Raw genomic sequence first — 17,298 nt, 5'->3', positions numbered from 1 at the left:
AGATATTATTGAGCAGAGCCTAACACAGCTCGTGCTTCTCTTAAATCGAAATGCTCATCAACCTTTAAGTAGGCGACTTTCTCGTCCAGCACGACGATCGCTTCGACGACCCCCATCAGTTGCGATAACTGTGCCGCCATATCCCGCGCTTGCGCCTTGTCTTTGACTTCGGCTTCTAAGGTGTAACTCTTTAACAGCACGGGATTTTGCATACCTAATGTCAGGAATAACCAAATAGACATTAAGATCACGGCAACGATAAACACCCCAACCGCGCCCACTAATTGGAAGGCGCCACCGCCCAGCATACCACCACAAAAGGCCCCTAAAAACTGGCTAGTGGAATACACGCCCATGGCCGAGCCTTTTTCACCGACGGGGCAAAATTTGGCAATCAAACTGGGCAATGAGGCTTCTAAATAGTTAAAGCCAGTGAAAAACAGCACTACGGCAAAGCTCAACACCCATAAGTTGTTAGAGAATGCCGCCATCGCCAGCAGCGCCACTATCATGATCACTAAGGCGATTTGGAACATAGCTTTAGTATTCTTACGTTTAACCCCTATGATGATTAACGGCACCATCAAGAAAAACGCGCCCACAAAAGCAGGGAAATACAGCATCCAGTGTTTTTCTTTGACTAAACCGGCATCCACCAGATCCAGCGGCAAGGCCACGAATACCGCGGTTAACACTAAATGCAGAATAAAAATCCCCGCATCGAGTCTAAACAGTTGGGGATCGGTCAACATACGCTTGAGTCTGGCAGGCGTGGCTAACGTGTCACCCTTAGGCGCGTGGGAAATCGGATTCGGCACTAAAAATTGCACGATCAACATGCCCGTCACAGCGAGAATCGCCGTGAGGAAGAACAAGCCTGATAAGCCAACATGTTGCGCCACAATCGGGCCGACCAGTAAGGACAGCGCAAAAGAGCCACCAATACACATACCGATAATTGCCATGACCTTAGTACGCTGTTCGTCGCGGGTTAAATCCGCCGCCAGTGCTAACACGGCTGCGGCAATCGCGCCCATGCCCTGCACTGCACGACCAAACACCACGCCGTAAATCGAATCGGCGTTGGCGGCAATCAAGCTACCAATGGCAAACAGCACCAGACCGATAAGGATAATCGGCTTGCGACCATATTTGTCAGATAAAATCCCCATGGGGATTTGCAGCACAGCTTGAGTCAGACCGTAGGCGCCGATAGCAATACCGACCCACAGCGGCGAGAAGCCTTCTAAATGCTGACCATAAAGTGCAAAGACGGGCATGATCATAAACAAGCCCATCATGCGTAAACCAAATACACTGGCTAAAGAAAACGCGACTTTTTTCTCAGTACCCGAAAGTCCGTTGTTACCCATGATTTTGCCCTGGATTGAAGTCTTTTAAGGGGCGCATGTTACCACACCCAAAAGGATTTGCTCAAAAGGAAATAGTGGCCTAAACCACTGCCTGTACCGTTAACTTTTATCCCGATTATCACAGACCTATATTGGCCGCGCTCGGATTAACATGTTTATTTTTCTGCCCTATTTAACGCTCAGGCACAGGAAACGAGTCTAACATAGTGTTCACATTTGTCCTGTGAGTCAGTACGCAACAAGTGGATTAATCTTAGTTAATCCACTCGGTACATCACTGCCGCTATCTGCAAGGTGATTAAAAGCCAGTGCCAGCCCTAGGATTGGTGCAGATCACAGAATCAACTAAACTCAGCCGCGGAACTGTGCGATACTTGTGCTCATTTTTTTAAGCATATGGCATTAGAGCGATAGATGGATAAGATTGAAATACGCGGCGCACGCACCCACAATCTCAAGAATATCAACCTGACTATCCCAAGGGATAAACTGATTGTCATCACGGGCTTATCGGGATCTGGCAAATCCTCCCTTGCTTTCGATACTTTATATGCCGAGGGCCAACGACGTTACGTCGAGTCCTTGTCAGCCTATGCTCGCCAATTTTTGAGTTTGATGGAAAAGCCCGATGTGGACCATATTGAAGGCTTAAGCCCTGCGATATCCATAGAGCAAAAATCCACTTCCCATAACCCACGTTCAACCGTGGGCACAATTACCGAAATTTACGATTACCTGCGCTTGATGTTTGCCCGCGTGGGTGAGCCGCGTTGTCCGACACACAATCAACCTTTGGCGGCGCAAACCGTCAGCCAAATGGTCGATAAAGTATTGGAAATGCCCCAAGACAGCCGCTTAATGCTGCTTGCGCCTGTGGTCAAGGCCCGTAAGGGTGAACACGTTAAATTGCTCGAAGGTCTATCGGCGCAGGGTTATATCCGTGCGCGTATCGACGGTGAAGTGTGTGATTTAACCGATCCACCGACCTTAGATTTACACGTTAAACACACGATTGAAGTGGTCGTCGACCGTTTTAAAGTGCGTGACGATATTAAGCAACGCTTAGCTGAATCCTTTGAAACCGCACTGGAACTCTCCGGCGGCATCGCGACCGTCGCCACCATGGATGACGACACAGGTACTGGTAAAGCAAAAGGTGAAGAGCTGATCTTCTCGGCCAACTTTGCCTGCCCGCACTGCGGTTATTCGATGGCGGAATTAGAGCCAAGGATCTTCTCCTTTAACAATCCAGCCGGCGCGTGCCAAACCTGTGATGGTTTAGGGGTACAACAATTTTTCGATCCTGAGCGCGTGATCAGCAACACTGAGCTGTCACTGGCGGGCGGTGCGATTCGCGGCTGGGATAGACGCAACTTCTATTATTTCCAAATGCTTAGCTCACTCGCCGAACACTATAAGTTCGATGTCGAAGTGCCCTATGAGCAGCTCAGCGAAAAAGTCCGCAAAATCGTCCTGTACGGATCAGGCAAAGATAGCATTGCCTTTAAGTACATCAATGATCGCGGTGATGTGGTGGTGCGTAATCACCCCTTCGAAGGCATTCTCAACAACATGGACAGACGCTATCGTGAAACCGAAAGCAACTCGGTACGTGACGAATTAGCCAAGTTTATCAACACCCAAGCCTGCCAAAGCTGTGGTGGTTCACGTCTGCGCGAAGAGGCCCGTAACGTATTTTTAGGCGATATCAATCTGCCGCAACTTACCACTTGGTCGATTGGCGAAGCCTTAGACTACTTTGAGAAGGTCGAATTTAGTGGCCAAAAGGCGCAGATCGCCGAGAAGATTTTAAAAGAAATCCGCGATCGCTTAGGTTTCCTCGTCAACGTGGGCCTCAATTATTTGAGCCTATCGCGCTCGGCAGAAACCCTCTCCGGCGGTGAAGCCCAACGGATTCGACTCGCCAGCCAAATCGGGGCCGGACTCGTCGGCGTGATGTATGTGCTCGACGAACCTTCAATCGGCCTGCATCAAAGGGATAACGAACGTCTGCTACAAACCCTGATCCACCTGCGGGATTTGGGCAACACTGTGATTGTGGTTGAGCACGATGAAGATGCGATCCGCATGGCGGATCACGTGATCGATATTGGCCCTGGCGCTGGCGTACACGGCGGCGAAGTGATTTGCGACGGCCCGATTGAGAAAATCATCGCCTGTGAAGAGTCAGTCACTGGCCAATATATTTCCGGTAAGCGCAGCATTCATATTGATACGCCGCGTATTCCGTTCGACAAAACTCAAGTGATTGAGTTATTTGGCGCACGCGGCAACAACCTGCGCAATGTGGATTTAACCATTCCCATTGGTTTATTCACTTGTGTGACGGGCGTGTCGGGTTCGGGTAAATCAACCTTAATCAACGATACCTTCTTCAAGATCGCCCATAGAATGCTCAACGGGGCGACAGTGGATGAGCCATCACCCTATGACCGTATTGAAGGCATGGAGCAGTGCGACAAAGTGGTCGATATCGACCAAAGCCCGATTGGCCGCACGCCGCGCTCGAATCCTGCCACTTATACTGGCATCTTCACCCCAATTCGCGAGATTTTTGCCGGAACCCAAGAGTCACGCACGCGCGGTTATCAGGTCGGCCGCTTCTCCTTTAACGTTAAAGGTGGTCGCTGCGAGGCTTGCCAAGGCGACGGCTTGATCAAGGTCGAAATGCACTTCCTCCCCGATGTGTATGTACCCTGCGATTCCTGTAAAGGTAAGCGCTATAACCGCGAAACCTTAGAAGTACGCTATAAAGGCAAGAATATTCACGAAGTACTGCAGATGACAGTGGAAGATGCGCGCACTTTCTTCGATGCCGTACCTGCCATTGCCCGTAAGCTGCAAACCTTGATGGATGTGGGTTTATCCTATGTACGCCTCGGCCAAAGCGCGACCACCCTTTCGGGCGGTGAAGCCCAAAGGGTGAAACTTGCTAAAGAGCTGTCTAAGCGTGATACGGGTAAGACCTTGTATATCTTGGATGAACCGACCACGGGCTTACATTTTGCCGATATTCAATTGCTGCTCGACGTGTTGCATCGTCTTAAATCCCACGGCAACACGATTGTGGTGATTGAGCATAATCTGGACGTGATCAAAACCGCGGACTGGATTATCGACTTAGGCCCAGAAGGCGGCGGTGGCGGCGGGATGATTTTAGCCACAGGCACGCCGGAAGACGTCGCCGAGCATCCAACCTCCCATACGGCACGCTTCTTAAAGCCACTGCTGGAACGGGATATTGAAATGGCAAAGGCCAATCAAGCCAAGGCTTGAGTTTCGAGCCCTTGGTCTGAGTAGAATAGAAGCGCAGTCGCATAAGCACTGCGCTTTTTTTTTTAGCTCAGCAATCCAATATGCTTAAGCTATCGCATACATAGAGATCTCATTGAATTAGAATCGGATTTAGGCAAAGATGATATTCATCTTCTGGCGAAGGCTTCAGCGATAAGGAATGTCCATGCGTGATAGCACTCAGTCCCCAGTGACCCACCTTATGTTACCGAGGCAACATCAATCACTTTTAAATAAAAAACTAAGCGAAATAAACCTCAGTGACATAAACCTAAGCCCATCGACTCAATTCAACCACAGTCGCATCGGTCAGCTGCTCGCCAAGTTCACGTTCATGCACTTTATAAGAGATCAATTCCAAAGACTTGGCTTATTAGCACTGGCCTGCTTTGTTGCAACGACTCTCACTGGCTGCGCCAGTTCACCCGAAACCTGTGCGCGTACTGAGCTTAAGCTCACTTGGGCCGACCCCTTAGAGTTACAAGCGATTGTCACAAGATTAAGCTCAGATGAATTTGAAGGCCGCAAAACCCAAACTCCAGGCGCAGAAAAAAGTCGTGACTATATAAAGCAGCAATTTCAGGAGCTAGGTTTACAGCCTTGGGGAGCAGACTTTATCGTGCCCTTTGAATATCAAACCTTCTTCACCCAAGAAACCGGCGCCAACGTGGTCGCCACCGCCATGGCGACAGAGCCGACGAATCGATGGCGTATTATCGTCGCCCACTACGATCATTTAGGCATGAGCGGCAGCAAGATTTACCACGGCGCCGATGATAACGCCTCCGGCGTCGCCGCTATGCTGGCGATTGCTAAACATTGGCAGCAGCAATTTGCCCTACAACCCAATACCTTGCCTAAGGTGAATCTGATGTTTGTCGCAACCGATGCCGAGGAACCTGGGCTCTATGGCAGCATAGCCTTGGTCGAACAACTCAAAACCCGTCTGCCAGAGGCGACTTTTGAGCTGATGTTGAATTTAGATATGGTGAGTCACCCCGGCAGGCCCTATGCGATTTACCTTGAAGGCAGTCGAAACTTCACTCAGTTCAATCAATTTAAACCTCTACTGAATCAACAGAACCGACTGTGCATTAAGCTCTCCCACCCCAAACCCGTTGGCCGTAGCATACAAAGTACCGATTGGCTGCGGGCATCGGATCACTATTCCTTCCACAAAGCCAATATCCCTTGGTTGTATTTTGGCGTGCCGACCCATCCCCAATATCACACCCCTGAAGATACCGTCGCGACAATTGACATCACTTTTCTGGCGGCCGTGACTGAGTCAGCATTTGAGTTACTTCAATTAAATGCCGAATATTTAAAGAATTAATGGGAAGTGGCGCGTTTCTTGCTCAGTTTTAGCGAAAAAAATGCAGAAAACAGGTTAAATAGCGTGACTCTGATTGGTAAAGTGGCGTCCATGCTGCTATAATCCGTCGTTCGCGGGAAATCGACACGGGGTTGATTTTCTGTCTGTGAAACTATTAGCGCCATTTCGCGCGCGCATCCACAAGGCTACAACCCAATGTCATCCGATGAAAGAACTTTCCGTGAACTCGGCTTATCCGAGAATTTGTTGCGTGCTCTTGACGAGCTAGGTTATGAAAAACCAACGCCAATCCAGTCAGCCAGTATCGACCCACTTATGGCTGGCAAAGATATTTTAGGTCAAGCGCAAACAGGTACAGGTAAAACTGGCGCCTTCGCTTTACCACTACTAAACAAAGTGACCAGCCAAACCACGCCGCAAATTTTAGTATTAGCGCCAACACGTGAGTTAGCGGTTCAGGTTGCTGAAGCGTTCAGCAGCTATGCCAAATTTATGAAAAATTTCCACGTACTGCCAATTTACGGCGGTCAAAGCATGCAACAACAGTTGAATGCACTGAAACGTGGTCCACAAGTTATCGTGGGTACGCCTGGTCGTGTTATGGACCACATGCGTCGCGGTACTTTGAAACTCGACTCATTAAAAGCACTCGTGCTCGATGAAGCCGATGAAATGTTAAAAATGGGCTTCATCGATGATATCGAATGGATCCTTGAGCACACGCCAAGCGAGCGCCAACTGGCGTTATTCTCTGCCACTATGCCAGAGCAAATTAAGCGTGTTGCAAACCAACACTTACGCAGCCCAGTGCATGTTCGTATTGAATCAAGCCAAACAACGGTTGAGTCAATTGAGCAGCGTTTCGTGCAAGTATCACAGCACAACAAACTCGAAGCTTTAGTACGCGTATTAGAAGTTGAAAACACTGAAGGTGTAATCATATTCGTGCGTACTCGTAACTCATGTGTTGAGTTAGCCGAGAAGTTAGAAGCCCGCGGTTATGCTTCATCACCACTACATGGTGACATGAACCAGCAAGCCCGTGAGCGTGCAGTTGACCAACTGAAACGTGGCAAGTTAGACATACTGATCGCGACTGACGTTGCGGCCCGTGGTCTTGACGTTGAGCGTATCGGTCACGTTGTGAACTACGATATTCCGTATGATGCCGAAGCTTATGTACACCGTATTGGCCGTACAGGCCGTGCTGGCCGTACTGGTATGGCGATCCTGTTTGTGACAAGCCGTGAAATGCGCATGCTGCGCACGATCGAGCGTTCAACTAACAGCCGAATTTCTCCAATGAAAATCCCAAGCCCAGAGACTGTTGCAGAACGTCGTCTATCTCGTTTAGGTGAGCAATTGGCTGAAACAATCAGTGGCGATTTAGATTTCATGAAAGAAGCTGTTGCGCAATTATGCCAACAGTTAGAAGTCGATAGCGATCTGCTAGCTGCAGCATTATTACAGCAAGTTCAGCAAGAACGTCCACTGCAATTACCTGTGATTCAAGAACGTGTTCGTGATGAACGCAGTGAGCGCACTGAACGTAGCGACCGCGGCAGTGATCGTAATGACCGTGGTGGTGAGCGTGGCGAACGCAGAAGCCGCGAACCGCGTCCAATGCCAGCCAGCTTAGGCTCAGCTGAAGCGTTGAAAGACAACCCAGATTTGAAAATGTGCCGTTACGTGATCGACGTAGGTCGTGAGAATGGTGTAGGTGTGGGTAACATCGTTGGCGCTATCGCGAACGAAGCTAACATCGACAGCCGTTACATTGGCGCAATCCAACTTTATGATGCAGTGACCACTGTTGACCTACCAGACGGCATGCCAAAAGACGTGTTACAGCACCTACGTAAAGTACGTGTTTGTGGCAAGCCATTGAACATCCGCAAAGCTGGCGATCAAGTATTTGTTGATTCAGGCCGTAGCGCGCGTTCAGACCGCCCTGCTGGTGACCGTAAACCACGTGGCGATCGTCCAACGGGTGACCGCCCAGCGGGTGATCGTAAGCCTCGCGCTGCGTCGACTGGTGATAAGCCATTTGCTGACCGCAAACCTCGTGCAGACAAACCTGCCGGTGAGCGTAAGCCACGTAAACCACGTGAAGACTAATCTAGCTTAAGCTAGAGACTAAAAAAGGAGCCTAGGCTCCTTTTTTGTTGGCTTGAAATCAGTAATCTGTCTCTAACAAAGTGAGCCTACGACCATTCACAACATGAATACAGGCCTCAGAAAACGAATTTGCTAACAGCTAAAACTAGCATCCATCGGTCTCGAATAAAAACGAATGTCCAGTTGAGGTATGGTGATATTCGGCATAGCACTGGCCAGCAGTTAAATCTCCCGTTCCATAACCTAATCGCGAATAGTCATTATCTTCAAATGCTTGTATATCACCGTAATCAGCCTGCCTTCTGGTATTATTTTTAGTCTGTTGTTTAGGCACGCCTAAATCCATAAAAGTCTCTAAGAAATACAAATTAGGTGACGTTGATTCACTCTTAGTTTCAGGAAAGCCTGCATAGAATTGATAATCACCGTATTGGGTCGCGATAGTAACATCGTCGCCAGTGGTGTTAACGATTTGCGCTTTCATATGCAGCATCTTGGTCATATCTTGCATCTGCCCCAAGTACCCTTTGACGGCATTCACTTTGGCATCTCTTTGCAAGTTCATAAATTTAGGGGCGGCGATAACAGCCAAAATACCTAAAATAATGATCACGACGACCAATTCAATTAAGGTAAACCCTTGAACACGTTTATTTAATGATATCTGCATTTTATTCCTTTTCCTCCAGAAGCTGCCATGCAAGCAGCGGAAGAATACGCTCAGTGTAGACTGATGTTAATAGATAAACGACGAATAGGCAGCGCAAAGACGCAATTTAAACAAAACAGGCTCCTTAATAAGCAGCCATGGCTCAAGATTGACTCTCATGCTTATTCGCTTAACAATGTCACCCAAACGCTAAGCGTTCCCTTTGAGAGTTTCCCCATGAAAAAAGCCCTAACCGCTGGACTATTATCCGCCTTCGTCGCCCCTGGCAGCGGCCATTTTTATCTGCAACATAAACGCAGTGCCCTAGTGTTTTTTGTGCTGGCAATACTGAGTCTCGGCCTATTGCTGCAACAAGTCATGCAAGTGGCGCAGCTTATCTCGCTGGATATTCAAACTGGTGTTTTGCCGCTGGATATGGGCGTGATTGCAGCCGAAGTGACGAAACAAACCACGGCAACCATTCGTGATGGTGCAGACAAGCTGATGTATGGCTTTATCCTCTGCTGGCTGATTGCCTTATTGGATAGTGTACGCTTGGGACTGAAGCAAGATAAGCAAGATGCAGCCCCAAACAATGCCTAGTCACCCACTGTCCACGCTTCGATAAAGCTATGGTAGCAAGCCACTAGCATGTCGGCGTCGTGGGCATAATCGGGAATAATTTCAGGGCAATATAATGCGCAGCGGCTACCCGCATTACGCGCGGTTTGCAGATCAAACAAATAATCGCCCACATACAGGATATCTGCGGGCGCGAGTTGCCACTGCTGGCAAATAAGGTGAATGCCTTCGGGATGCGGCTTAGGCTGCGCGTCGTAGCGCGTTAACACCAATTCGATATCTATGCCGAGCTTATCGATAGTGATTTGCGCCGCTTCTGGCATATTGCGGGTCAAAATAGCCAAGGGCAGCGACTTAGCCCGTAGGCATTCGATAAGCTCGCGCGCGCCATCGATCCAACTGGCATTGAGTGAGCTTTGTCTTTCGTACTCATGGACGATTTCCAGCGCCTGAGCCTGCGCTTCACCCGCGCTCAGACTATCAACATGGGCCAAGATATCCGTACCAGAATGAATCCCCAACTCGCGCCGTAACCCAGAAAAATCCGGATTAGAATGCGCTAAGGTGCCGTCGAGATCGAAGATGACCCCACGGATATCCTTAAGTTTTAAATCGCTAAGTCTGGTGATCACTGGCCTTTCCCATTAGGTGAAAATGTACGCCTTAGACAATCTGCAAACGCTTCGCCTGACGATTGCGATACAGTGGCAGTAATTGTACCACCATCACAGACACAATAATGACGCCAATCCCCAGCAGAGATAATCCATCTAATTCATCTGCATGGAAGACTTCTGGCCACCAGCCAATGCTCACTACCAAAGCAGTGGCACTAAAGCTAAATACTGGCGTTAGGGCCAACATGGCACTCACCTGTGCCGTCGGCCAGTACTTCATCGACTGCCCAAAACAGCCATAGGCGATCAAGGTATTGGCGGCGCAAAACAGCGCAATCTGCCACTCGAAGCTGTCCATACTGGCAAACTGACTAAAGTCGCTAAAGGGAGCCATTACGAAAATACCTAAGCCATAGATCACTAAAAGCACGTTCGCGGGCGATAAACGATTCAATAAGGATTTTTGCAACAAGGCATAGCTAGTCCACGACAACGCAGAGAACTGAATGATCATCACCCCAATCCAAACCTGATGATTATTGGCGCCAGATAAATCCAAATACGGATGGAAAAACATCAACATGCCTAAGGCCAGTGTCGCAAAACAGCTGAGTTGCACCGCATTCAGCCGTTCCTTAAAAAACAGCACGCTACCGAAGGCAAGGAAAAAGGGCGAAGTCTGGAAATTCAGCTGGGCAGCACCCGGCGCGAGATAATCGAGTGAGTAAACAAAAGACACATAATTGAGCATCAAGAAGATGCCCGCAAGCACTAATCTTAACCAGACTTTAGCATCGAGCGCCGCAAATTGCTTAAGGCTGCCCGCGCTCCATTGGATTAGTATGCTGACCACAAGCGCAACCAAAAAACGAAACCAAGTCAAAGTGACAGGATCAATAAAAGCCCCCGAAAGCTTCAAGGCTATGGGTAACATACCCCAAAATACAATCGCAACTGAGATGAAGAGCAGCCCGAGTTGAGCATGATTATTTGCCGAAGGGGCGTTATGGCTAAGGTTCACGGAGATATCCAGTAGAGACCGCAAAATGGAGCGTCATTCTGGCACTGAGTCAGCGCAATATCTAGCGGCACATCATGGAAACATTCGCGTTAGATTGGATACTTTAGCTGACACTGATGTGGAGCAAGTTTCAGCATCTTACAATAATTGGAATATTGGCCGCACTCTTGACCCAGCGGCAGCTGATTTACTAGGAAAGCCAACATTGGCATTTCCCGCGATGGCAATAACCGAGTATATTTGGCCGATTAAATGGCTTCTTCACACACTCTCTAGGCCACTTCTTTTTAAGCGAACGCTTTAAATAGGAAAGTTAATGTTATCTACCGCCACGATCGAACAAGTTAAAACGCATATTCATGCCGCAGCCAAAGAATTAGCCGAGCACCGCGCCGCAGGCACCAGCGGCGATTTACTGCTCCAAGAGCTGAGGCCAACTAGCTTCGAACAGGCCTTCGCCATTCAGCAAACCGTGGCTGCCATCTATAAGGCTAACAATAATCCTATCGCAGCGTGGAAATGCCTATTACCCTCGGCGGAAAAAACCGTCGTAGCGCCTATTTATCAAGCTGATGTGTATCAACAATCGGCCACTTGCCCACTCTATCCATCGACTAAAGATCTGGCCCGAGTCGAACCGGAACTCGCCTTCGAGATTGCTCGCGATTTACCACCAAGAGCCACACCTTACACAGAGGCTGAAATCGACGCGGCCTTAGGCCACACTCGCTTAGCCTTGGAATTGATCAAAAGCCGCTACCACACACCCAGTGAAGCGACGCATTTTGATGCCCTCGCCGATGGCTTAGTCAATCAAGGACTGTGGTTAGGGCCAGTGCTTAATCCGCAAGAAGGTTTAGAAATGAGCTGTTTTGAACTCAGCGTTGATATTGCCAATGACGAGCACCAGCAAAGCGACACACTGCAAAAATCCGCCATTCATCCCAACGGTTTCCCTAAGGCGGGACTCTACTGGTTAGTTAACTTTTTATCCGCCCAAGGCATTAGCTTAACTCAAGGGCAATATGTGATCACAGGCTCTTACGCAGGAGTGTTAGATCTACCGCTCAATCAGCACTGCCAATTCCACTACGGCGAGCTAGGCCAGTTTGGTTTGCAGTTTGTCGCTAAATGAGTCATGAAATACACAGTGCCAAGCCCATCTGCAAGGTGAGAAGGTTGGCAAAAGCTTGCCTTCTAAAATCTCCAAAGTGACCAACAGCCTGAAAACAAGCTTGTATCAAGGGTGAAACATTTGTATTATCCAAGAGAATAAAATATAAGGATATACAAGATGTTATATGGAAAAATATTACCCTTAGCAAGTCTACTGGCCTTAACCTTAAGCACCTCACTTGCCTTAAACGCCTCGGAAAACACCTTTTCCCAAGCCTACAGTGACTACCAAGCCGCACTCAAACAAGGGAATGACACCCAAGTAGAAGCCAGTGCCAAAAGGGCCTTTGAATTGGGCGAAGCTCAATATGCGAAGGACAGTGTCGATCTGGCCAATCTGGCAATGAACTGGGCTGGTGCGCTCAAAACTATGGCCATGCCTAATCTCTTTGACGGTGATAATGCGGCGAAAACGGCTAAGGCCTATGAGTTATATCAACTCGCATTAAGCAATTATAAAAAGCATTACGGCGAGCATGCTGCCGAGCTTATCGACCCGCTACTCGGCGCAGCAGAAACGGCTCCTAAGCTGGTTTTGGCTAAGGAACTTTTAAATAGCTCGCTGAAAATTGCAGAAAAAACAACAAATAAAAAGCTGTTGGCTGATGTAAAGATGGCAACCTTTGATCGCTTCACCAACACAGGATTGTATACGACTCAGGTAAGGGAGTATGCCTTCGAGGCCTATGAAACTTACAAAGAGATCCTGCCCGAAAATGCCCTAGACAGAGTCAAAGCTACCTATGTAGTGGGTGCCGTTGAGTATGCAGAAAAGCATGATGACAAGGCGATTCCATTGCTTTTAGAAGTCGTTAAGCAGTTTGAAGCCCTTAACTTTAGCCATCCCTATGCATTAAGTGCCCACGCTTATTTAGTCGAACTCTATGAGCGTCAAGGAAAACGTGACGAATCCACCGCTCACTGTATTGCTATCGGCAAGATGAGCCCCTGGGCCGACACTCAGGAGCAACAACCGCTGTTTCGTACGGTACCAAAATACCCCAAGTCCTACCTCCTACAACGTAAAAGCGGCTATGTAACCCTTAACTTCACTGTTGATGAGATGGGATTTGTGAAAAACCCTGAAGTGCTCGAATCCAAAGGCGGTGTGCTATTTGAGAAATCCACACTAAAAATGATCGAAGAATGGCGTTATGCCCCTAAGTTTGACAATGGCAAACCAGTGTCAGCTCAAACCACAGTGCGTATAGATTACTATGTTGATAAATCTTAATATTTTTCAGTAACCTATAACAGATTATTTCACCTCATAACCTAGCCCGTCGCTCACACTCGATGGGCTTTTTTCATCCTGTGTTGCAATCAGCCCCTGACTTAAACTCTGCTTGAGTTGGCTAAGACAGATTTGGCAAATACACGCATCGGCAGACGGTAAAATATGGTTGATGACCCCTAGCGGCGAATCTGATGCTTGCGCTTGCAACACCGCCAAAGGCGGAAACACCTGCTGCGCACACCAACAGTCATCAATGCCCTTACCTAAAATCACAGCACATTGATTCGCGCCTTGGCACAAAGGGCAAATTTGTGCAGTTTCTAACTTAGGTTCTTCCAATGGCTGAGACACGGTAATCCTTATAGCAAGATAAGTTATTATAGCGCGGAGATCATAATAGATTTTTGCAACTCAGGCTGAGTTGTTTCCCACCAAAGCAAAGCTGCTGAGTTATGCAGCATTAATTGCCATTGTTTTCCCAGTGACACGCCTGCTTATGATTTAAAAAAAAGTGTTAATAATGTCCTAGGCATTATAGTGATATTCTCTATGCCACTATCGGTCAGATACACTAAAGTATCCTTTCTGATTTGCTAAAAGATTAAGTACTTGTATTCCAGTGACACGCCATAAACTCATCCCTGAGGGCTCGACGGCGGCATCCTTGCCGCCAACGGTCACTTCCATGCAAGTACTTAATCTCGTTAATTCCCGAGTATACCTGTCGCTAAATTTAACTATGGATGTTTCAATAAAGTTCTTAATTTTATGACTTTGTAAATTCTTTAAATAATTCATCCTGTCTTTCAAATTGAGCGTTTAATTCTTCTTCAGTGATATCAGGCAGAGAGTCATACCAATGCTGTATGGAACTGATATTTGTATCTGTTTCTTTTATTCTAGCTATAAGCTTCTGAAAATTATCTGGTATCAAGCAGGCTAAATTTTCAGCTTGGACTGGACTATAAAACCCCGACATTGGTGGATTAATGCCAAATTTACGCTCCATGTCAAAACCTACTAAAAGTACAGGATTGCTTAATGCAACCGTAAGGGCTATTAATTCAACTGTTTTCAGGTAGTAAGAAAGACTCTGGCTACATGCTTTTTTATCAAATTGCGGGACGCCCATTCCATTTATATGGCGAAACCTTGGAGATATGATGTTGAAGCTATTTTTCAAGCCGTTTACATGAATGACATTACAGATATCCCAATAATGCTCTAATAAAACGTCTGTCCATAACTCGTCATTATCTTGGTCATACTGCCGAGTTGCCTTTTTTAGTGCACTTAACGCACGCTTAAAATTTGGTGTACCGTTATCTGAAACCGAATGCATCCACTTTTTTGCCTTTTCTGACTCAGTACTATCCAAGACAAAAAAACTGCCCGCGACTACGAGTTCTAAAGCTCTCCTTAAAGAATCAAAAGCATTTTTGTAGTTGCCCTGAAAGATCACCGTCAAACAACTATCCAACTCATGTACCGCTTCAACCCACGGGAAAATGCTTACTTTTTCTAAGTGATCGGCTCTTGCCGTAGGAGCTTCCATTAACTCATGCGTACAAAATGACTCAGCTTGCTCAAGCTTTTCGAGATTTGGATAGTAATTATAGATATAGTTAGAAGTCTCTGTAATAACACCTTCCAAACTAGAGAGCAGTATATCTCGTCTAGCGTTAAAACTTTCTTTTGGTAGGTTAAATGGATTCAAGGTCAACTCTTTTTAATAAATTTGACGTGCTACATACGATAACTGAAAAGATAGTTATCCACCAAAAATTAGAGTTCAATACTTTCCAAATCAGTTGATATTTTCTATCAATAGGATAGTTTACTGAGCCACCCATTGCTAAATTCTCTGTGTACTTTAAAGCGACAGTTAACACTAATGCTCGAAAGGTGAGTCATGGTGATTAGCGAGACGACCGTCCGCCCCATAGACGGGGCGGTCGAGCATCCAAGGATGACTGGCTGCGAGTCGACGAGCTAACGCCATGAAAGCCGATACTAGCGGGCTAAACCACTAAGAGCAATCAGTACAATTGACCAATAAAAAAGCCAGCAGGCTATAGGCTTACTGGCTTTTCTGCTTTATTTATTAACTCGCTTTATTTCATCATTTCATCAAGCGAGCCCTGAATCAAAGCCGCTCAACTATGACTTCTTAGGAAAAATCGGATAGGCCTCAGTGCCTAACACTTTGCCATCGACCTCGACACCATAGTAATCGCTGTCATTATGGAATTTTTCCTGCGCTTGCTTCACATCACCCTTGCTACGTGGGTCCTGTGGACGCTCGTGGGAGTTAATGTAAGCGGCAACATCCCAAGCCTGTTGGTTAGTTAACTGCATACTCTTGCCAAAGGGCATATTTTCATAAATGAAAAATGCGGCAGTATTGACCCTGTGCATTCCCGCCCCCCAGTTGTAACTTTGAGATCCCCACAGCGGTGGCAGCGCATACACGCCGGCAATCGCTTGACCTTGGCCATCAACACCATGACAAGTTTGGCAATGGGCGACATAGACCTCTTTACCCCGTTCAGGTGAATAGGCTTGTTCGGGTTTTGGGATCTCAGGATAACCACGACCCGGCAAGTTGGCACGCTGCTCAACTGTCATCGCCTTAGCTAATGCCTCTGGTAGCGGGAAGTCTTCCCGTTTGGCACCTTTAACTAACTCGGCATCGCTCAGCTCAGGGACAGGGCCACTGATATTAGCTTCATCCATCAAACCACCCATGCCTAACCAATAGGCGTAGGCAGAAAGCGCCACTAACTCAGAGCTACCCGATGCAGGAGCTTTACCATTCATCGAATAATTAAAGCAGCCTTGGATGCGTTCTTCAAAGCTACTGACTTTATTGTCTTTTTTGCGATACGCCGGATAAGCAAAATACGCGCCCCAGAGGGGTGAAGCATTGGCTTTACGGCCTGCATCCATATGGCAGTTGGTGCAGTTAAGCTCATTACCCACATACTTATCACGCAGCTGTTGGGTATTCACAAATAGCTGATAACCCAAACGCACTTTATCACCAAAGGCGCCTTCGGGAATCGCACTCAAAGGTCTAGGGACGAGATAGGTTTGATCCGGTATCTTAGGGAAAGAAGGCAGCGGAGCTTGCTTATCTGGCCGTTCTTGTACTGGCTCAGTTTCAGCGTGCGCCTGCACGGTTAACGACCCCATCGCGGCCAGTAATAACATTGCGGAATATTTCATGGCCGGCTCCTTATTTTAAATTCGCAAAGTAGTTGGCTAAGGCATCAACCTCAGCAGCGGTAAGCTTGTTAGCCACGTTCGCCATCATGCCATCGACATCACCTTTACGCGTTCCCGACTGCCATGCCAGTAGCTGAGTTTTAATGTAACTCGCTTGCTGACCTGCCAAACGGGGAAATAAGCCGCCACCTAATACGGAAGGACCATGGCAGGTCACGCAGGCTGGTAAACCACGGGACCAATCACCTTGATAGGCTAAACGGGCGGTATCGTCATTAAAAACAACTTGTTCACCGCGGATAACAGGCTTGACCTCATTGGCAGGCTTTGCTGAAAAATAGTTCGACACTTGCTCAATACCGTCACCTTGGAGCGTCATTGCCATCGGCATCATGGTCGCATTTTGGCGCACACCCGCTTGGAAATGTTGTAACTGGGTCGAGATATATTGTTTAGATAATCCCGCTAATCGAGGGCCGAGCGGTTCAACGCCCTGACCTTCTACCCCATGGCAAGACACACATAACTGTGCAGCTTGTGGGATTACGTTCATCGATTGTTTGTCAGAAGGCTCGGCGGCAGCGGCATAGCCGCTACATAGCGTTAAACCTATGACGAATGTTCTAATCTTCATGTTCTATCCTTG

At 47.6% G+C, this 17,298-nt stretch carries 14 protein-coding genes; 6 read left to right on the top strand and 8 right to left on the bottom strand.

Annotation, left to right across the window (positions count from 1 at the left end):
- Positions 1-5 precede the first annotated feature (5 nt).
- Entirely contained in the window at positions 6-1,373 is a 1,368-nt protein-coding gene (locus tag AYJ58_RS05770) for an MFS transporter (RefSeq protein ID WP_106649354.1), read from the bottom strand.
- Positions 1,374-1,787: 414 nt separating this feature from the next.
- Here AYJ58_RS05770 and uvrA point away from each other — a divergent pair, with 414 nt between their 5' ends.
- The 3 genes from uvrA (at position 1,788) to AYJ58_RS05755 (ending at position 8,142) form a co-directional block, all read left to right on the top strand.
- Positions 1,788-4,670, top strand: coding sequence for an excinuclease ABC subunit UvrA (gene uvrA, locus AYJ58_RS05765; RefSeq protein WP_106649353.1), 2,883 nt, complete (start codon positions 1,788-1,790; stop codon positions 4,668-4,670).
- Positions 4,671-4,854: 184 nt separating this feature from the next.
- Positions 4,855-6,024 carry a M28 family peptidase gene (locus tag AYJ58_RS05760; protein ID WP_106649352.1) on the top strand — a complete coding sequence of 390 codons (1,170 nt, stop codon included), beginning with the start codon at positions 4,855-4,857 and terminating at the stop codon, positions 6,022-6,024.
- A 195-nt stretch (positions 6,025-6,219) separates the two neighbouring features.
- A complete protein-coding gene (locus AYJ58_RS05755) occupies positions 6,220-8,142 on the top strand; it encodes a DEAD/DEAH box helicase (RefSeq protein WP_106649351.1) in 1,923 nt (640 codons plus the stop codon).
- Between the two features lie 145 nt (positions 8,143-8,287).
- Here the strand turns inward: AYJ58_RS05755 and AYJ58_RS05750 are convergent, their stop codons facing one another.
- A complete protein-coding gene (locus tag AYJ58_RS05750) occupies positions 8,288-8,812 on the bottom strand; it encodes a type II secretion system protein (protein ID WP_106649350.1) in 525 nt (174 codons plus the stop codon).
- A gap of 216 nt (positions 8,813-9,028) precedes the next feature.
- Between AYJ58_RS05750 and AYJ58_RS05745 the strand changes: the two genes are divergently transcribed.
- Entirely contained in the window at positions 9,029-9,394 is a 366-nt protein-coding gene (locus AYJ58_RS05745) for a DUF6677 family protein (RefSeq protein WP_011847890.1), read from the top strand.
- On the opposite strand, the gene AYJ58_RS05740 is transcribed toward AYJ58_RS05745, so the two are convergent.
- Together AYJ58_RS05740 and AYJ58_RS05735 are read right to left on the bottom strand one after the other, a co-directional pair.
- Entirely contained in the window at positions 9,391-10,005 is a 615-nt protein-coding gene (locus AYJ58_RS05740; RefSeq protein WP_106649349.1) for an HAD family hydrolase, read from the bottom strand. The genes AYJ58_RS05745 and AYJ58_RS05740 overlap by 4 nt on opposite strands.
- A 31-nt stretch (positions 10,006-10,036) precedes the next feature.
- Positions 10,037-11,011, bottom strand: coding sequence for a DMT family transporter (locus AYJ58_RS05735; RefSeq protein WP_106649348.1), 975 nt, complete (start codon positions 11,009-11,011; stop codon positions 10,037-10,039).
- Between the two features lie 316 nt (positions 11,012-11,327).
- Here AYJ58_RS05735 and AYJ58_RS05725 point away from each other — a divergent pair, with 316 nt between their 5' ends.
- Both AYJ58_RS05725 and AYJ58_RS05720 read left to right on the top strand, forming a co-directional pair.
- Entirely contained in the window at positions 11,328-12,146 is an 819-nt protein-coding gene (locus tag AYJ58_RS05725; protein ID WP_106649346.1) for a hydratase, read from the top strand.
- A gap of 159 nt (positions 12,147-12,305) precedes the next feature.
- Positions 12,306-13,421 carry an energy transducer TonB gene (locus AYJ58_RS05720; protein ID WP_106649345.1) on the top strand — a complete coding sequence of 372 codons (1,116 nt, stop codon included), beginning with the start codon at positions 12,306-12,308 and terminating at the stop codon, positions 13,419-13,421.
- Positions 13,422-13,445: 24 nt separating this feature from the next.
- Here the strand turns inward: AYJ58_RS05720 and AYJ58_RS05715 are convergent, their stop codons facing one another.
- The 4 genes from AYJ58_RS05715 to AYJ58_RS05695 form a co-directional block, all read right to left on the bottom strand.
- Positions 13,446-13,775, bottom strand: a complete 330-nt coding sequence (locus AYJ58_RS05715) for a cysteine-rich CWC family protein (RefSeq protein ID WP_106649344.1) — start codon at positions 13,773-13,775, stop codon at positions 13,446-13,448.
- A 415-nt stretch (positions 13,776-14,190) separates the two neighbouring features.
- The gene (locus AYJ58_RS05705; RefSeq protein ID WP_106649342.1) at positions 14,191-15,141 is read right to left on the bottom strand and encodes a hypothetical protein; all 951 of its coding nucleotides are present in this window, start codon (positions 15,139-15,141) and stop codon (positions 14,191-14,193) included.
- Between the two features lie 443 nt (positions 15,142-15,584).
- Positions 15,585-16,652: a c-type cytochrome gene (locus AYJ58_RS05700; RefSeq protein ID WP_106649341.1), complete on the bottom strand. Its 1,068-nt coding sequence runs from the start codon at positions 16,650-16,652 to the stop codon at positions 15,585-15,587.
- Between the two features lie 10 nt (positions 16,653-16,662).
- Positions 16,663-17,286, bottom strand: coding sequence for a c-type cytochrome (locus AYJ58_RS05695; protein WP_106649340.1), 624 nt, complete (start codon positions 17,284-17,286; stop codon positions 16,663-16,665).
- Positions 17,287-17,298: the final 12 nt, after the last annotated feature.

It is taken from the genome of Shewanella sp. Pdp11 (assembly GCF_002838165.1).
GTDB classification, from domain to species: Bacteria; Pseudomonadota; Gammaproteobacteria; order Enterobacterales; family Shewanellaceae; genus Shewanella; species Shewanella hafniensis.
The sequence above is the reverse complement of the archived record's forward strand: the minus strand, read 5'-3'. Positions and strand labels throughout refer to the sequence as shown.

Excerpts from the sequence above, each read along its gene's own strand:
- AYJ58_RS05770 (WP_106649354.1), bottom strand. The coding sequence starts at position 1,373 with ATGGGTAACAACGGACTTTCGGGTACTGAGAAAAAAGTCGCGTTTTCT.
- uvrA (WP_106649353.1), top strand. The coding sequence starts at position 1,788 with ATGGATAAGATTGAAATACGCGGCGCACGCACCCACAATCTCAAGAAT.
- AYJ58_RS05760 (WP_106649352.1), top strand. The coding sequence starts at position 4,855 with ATGCGTGATAGCACTCAGTCCCCAGTGACCCACCTTATGTTACCGAGG.
- AYJ58_RS05755 (WP_106649351.1), top strand. The coding sequence starts at position 6,220 with ATGTCATCCGATGAAAGAACTTTCCGTGAACTCGGCTTATCCGAGAAT.
- AYJ58_RS05750 (WP_106649350.1), bottom strand. The coding sequence starts at position 8,812 with ATGCAGATATCATTAAATAAACGTGTTCAAGGGTTTACCTTAATTGAA.
- AYJ58_RS05745 (WP_011847890.1), top strand. The coding sequence starts at position 9,029 with ATGAAAAAAGCCCTAACCGCTGGACTATTATCCGCCTTCGTCGCCCCT.
- AYJ58_RS05725 (WP_106649346.1), top strand. The coding sequence starts at position 11,328 with ATGTTATCTACCGCCACGATCGAACAAGTTAAAACGCATATTCATGCC.
- AYJ58_RS05720 (WP_106649345.1), top strand. The coding sequence starts at position 12,306 with ATGTTATATGGAAAAATATTACCCTTAGCAAGTCTACTGGCCTTAACC.
- AYJ58_RS05700 (WP_106649341.1), bottom strand. The coding sequence starts at position 16,652 with ATGAAATATTCCGCAATGTTATTACTGGCCGCGATGGGGTCGTTAACC.
- AYJ58_RS05695 (WP_106649340.1), bottom strand. The coding sequence starts at position 17,286 with ATGAAGATTAGAACATTCGTCATAGGTTTAACGCTATGTAGCGGCTAT.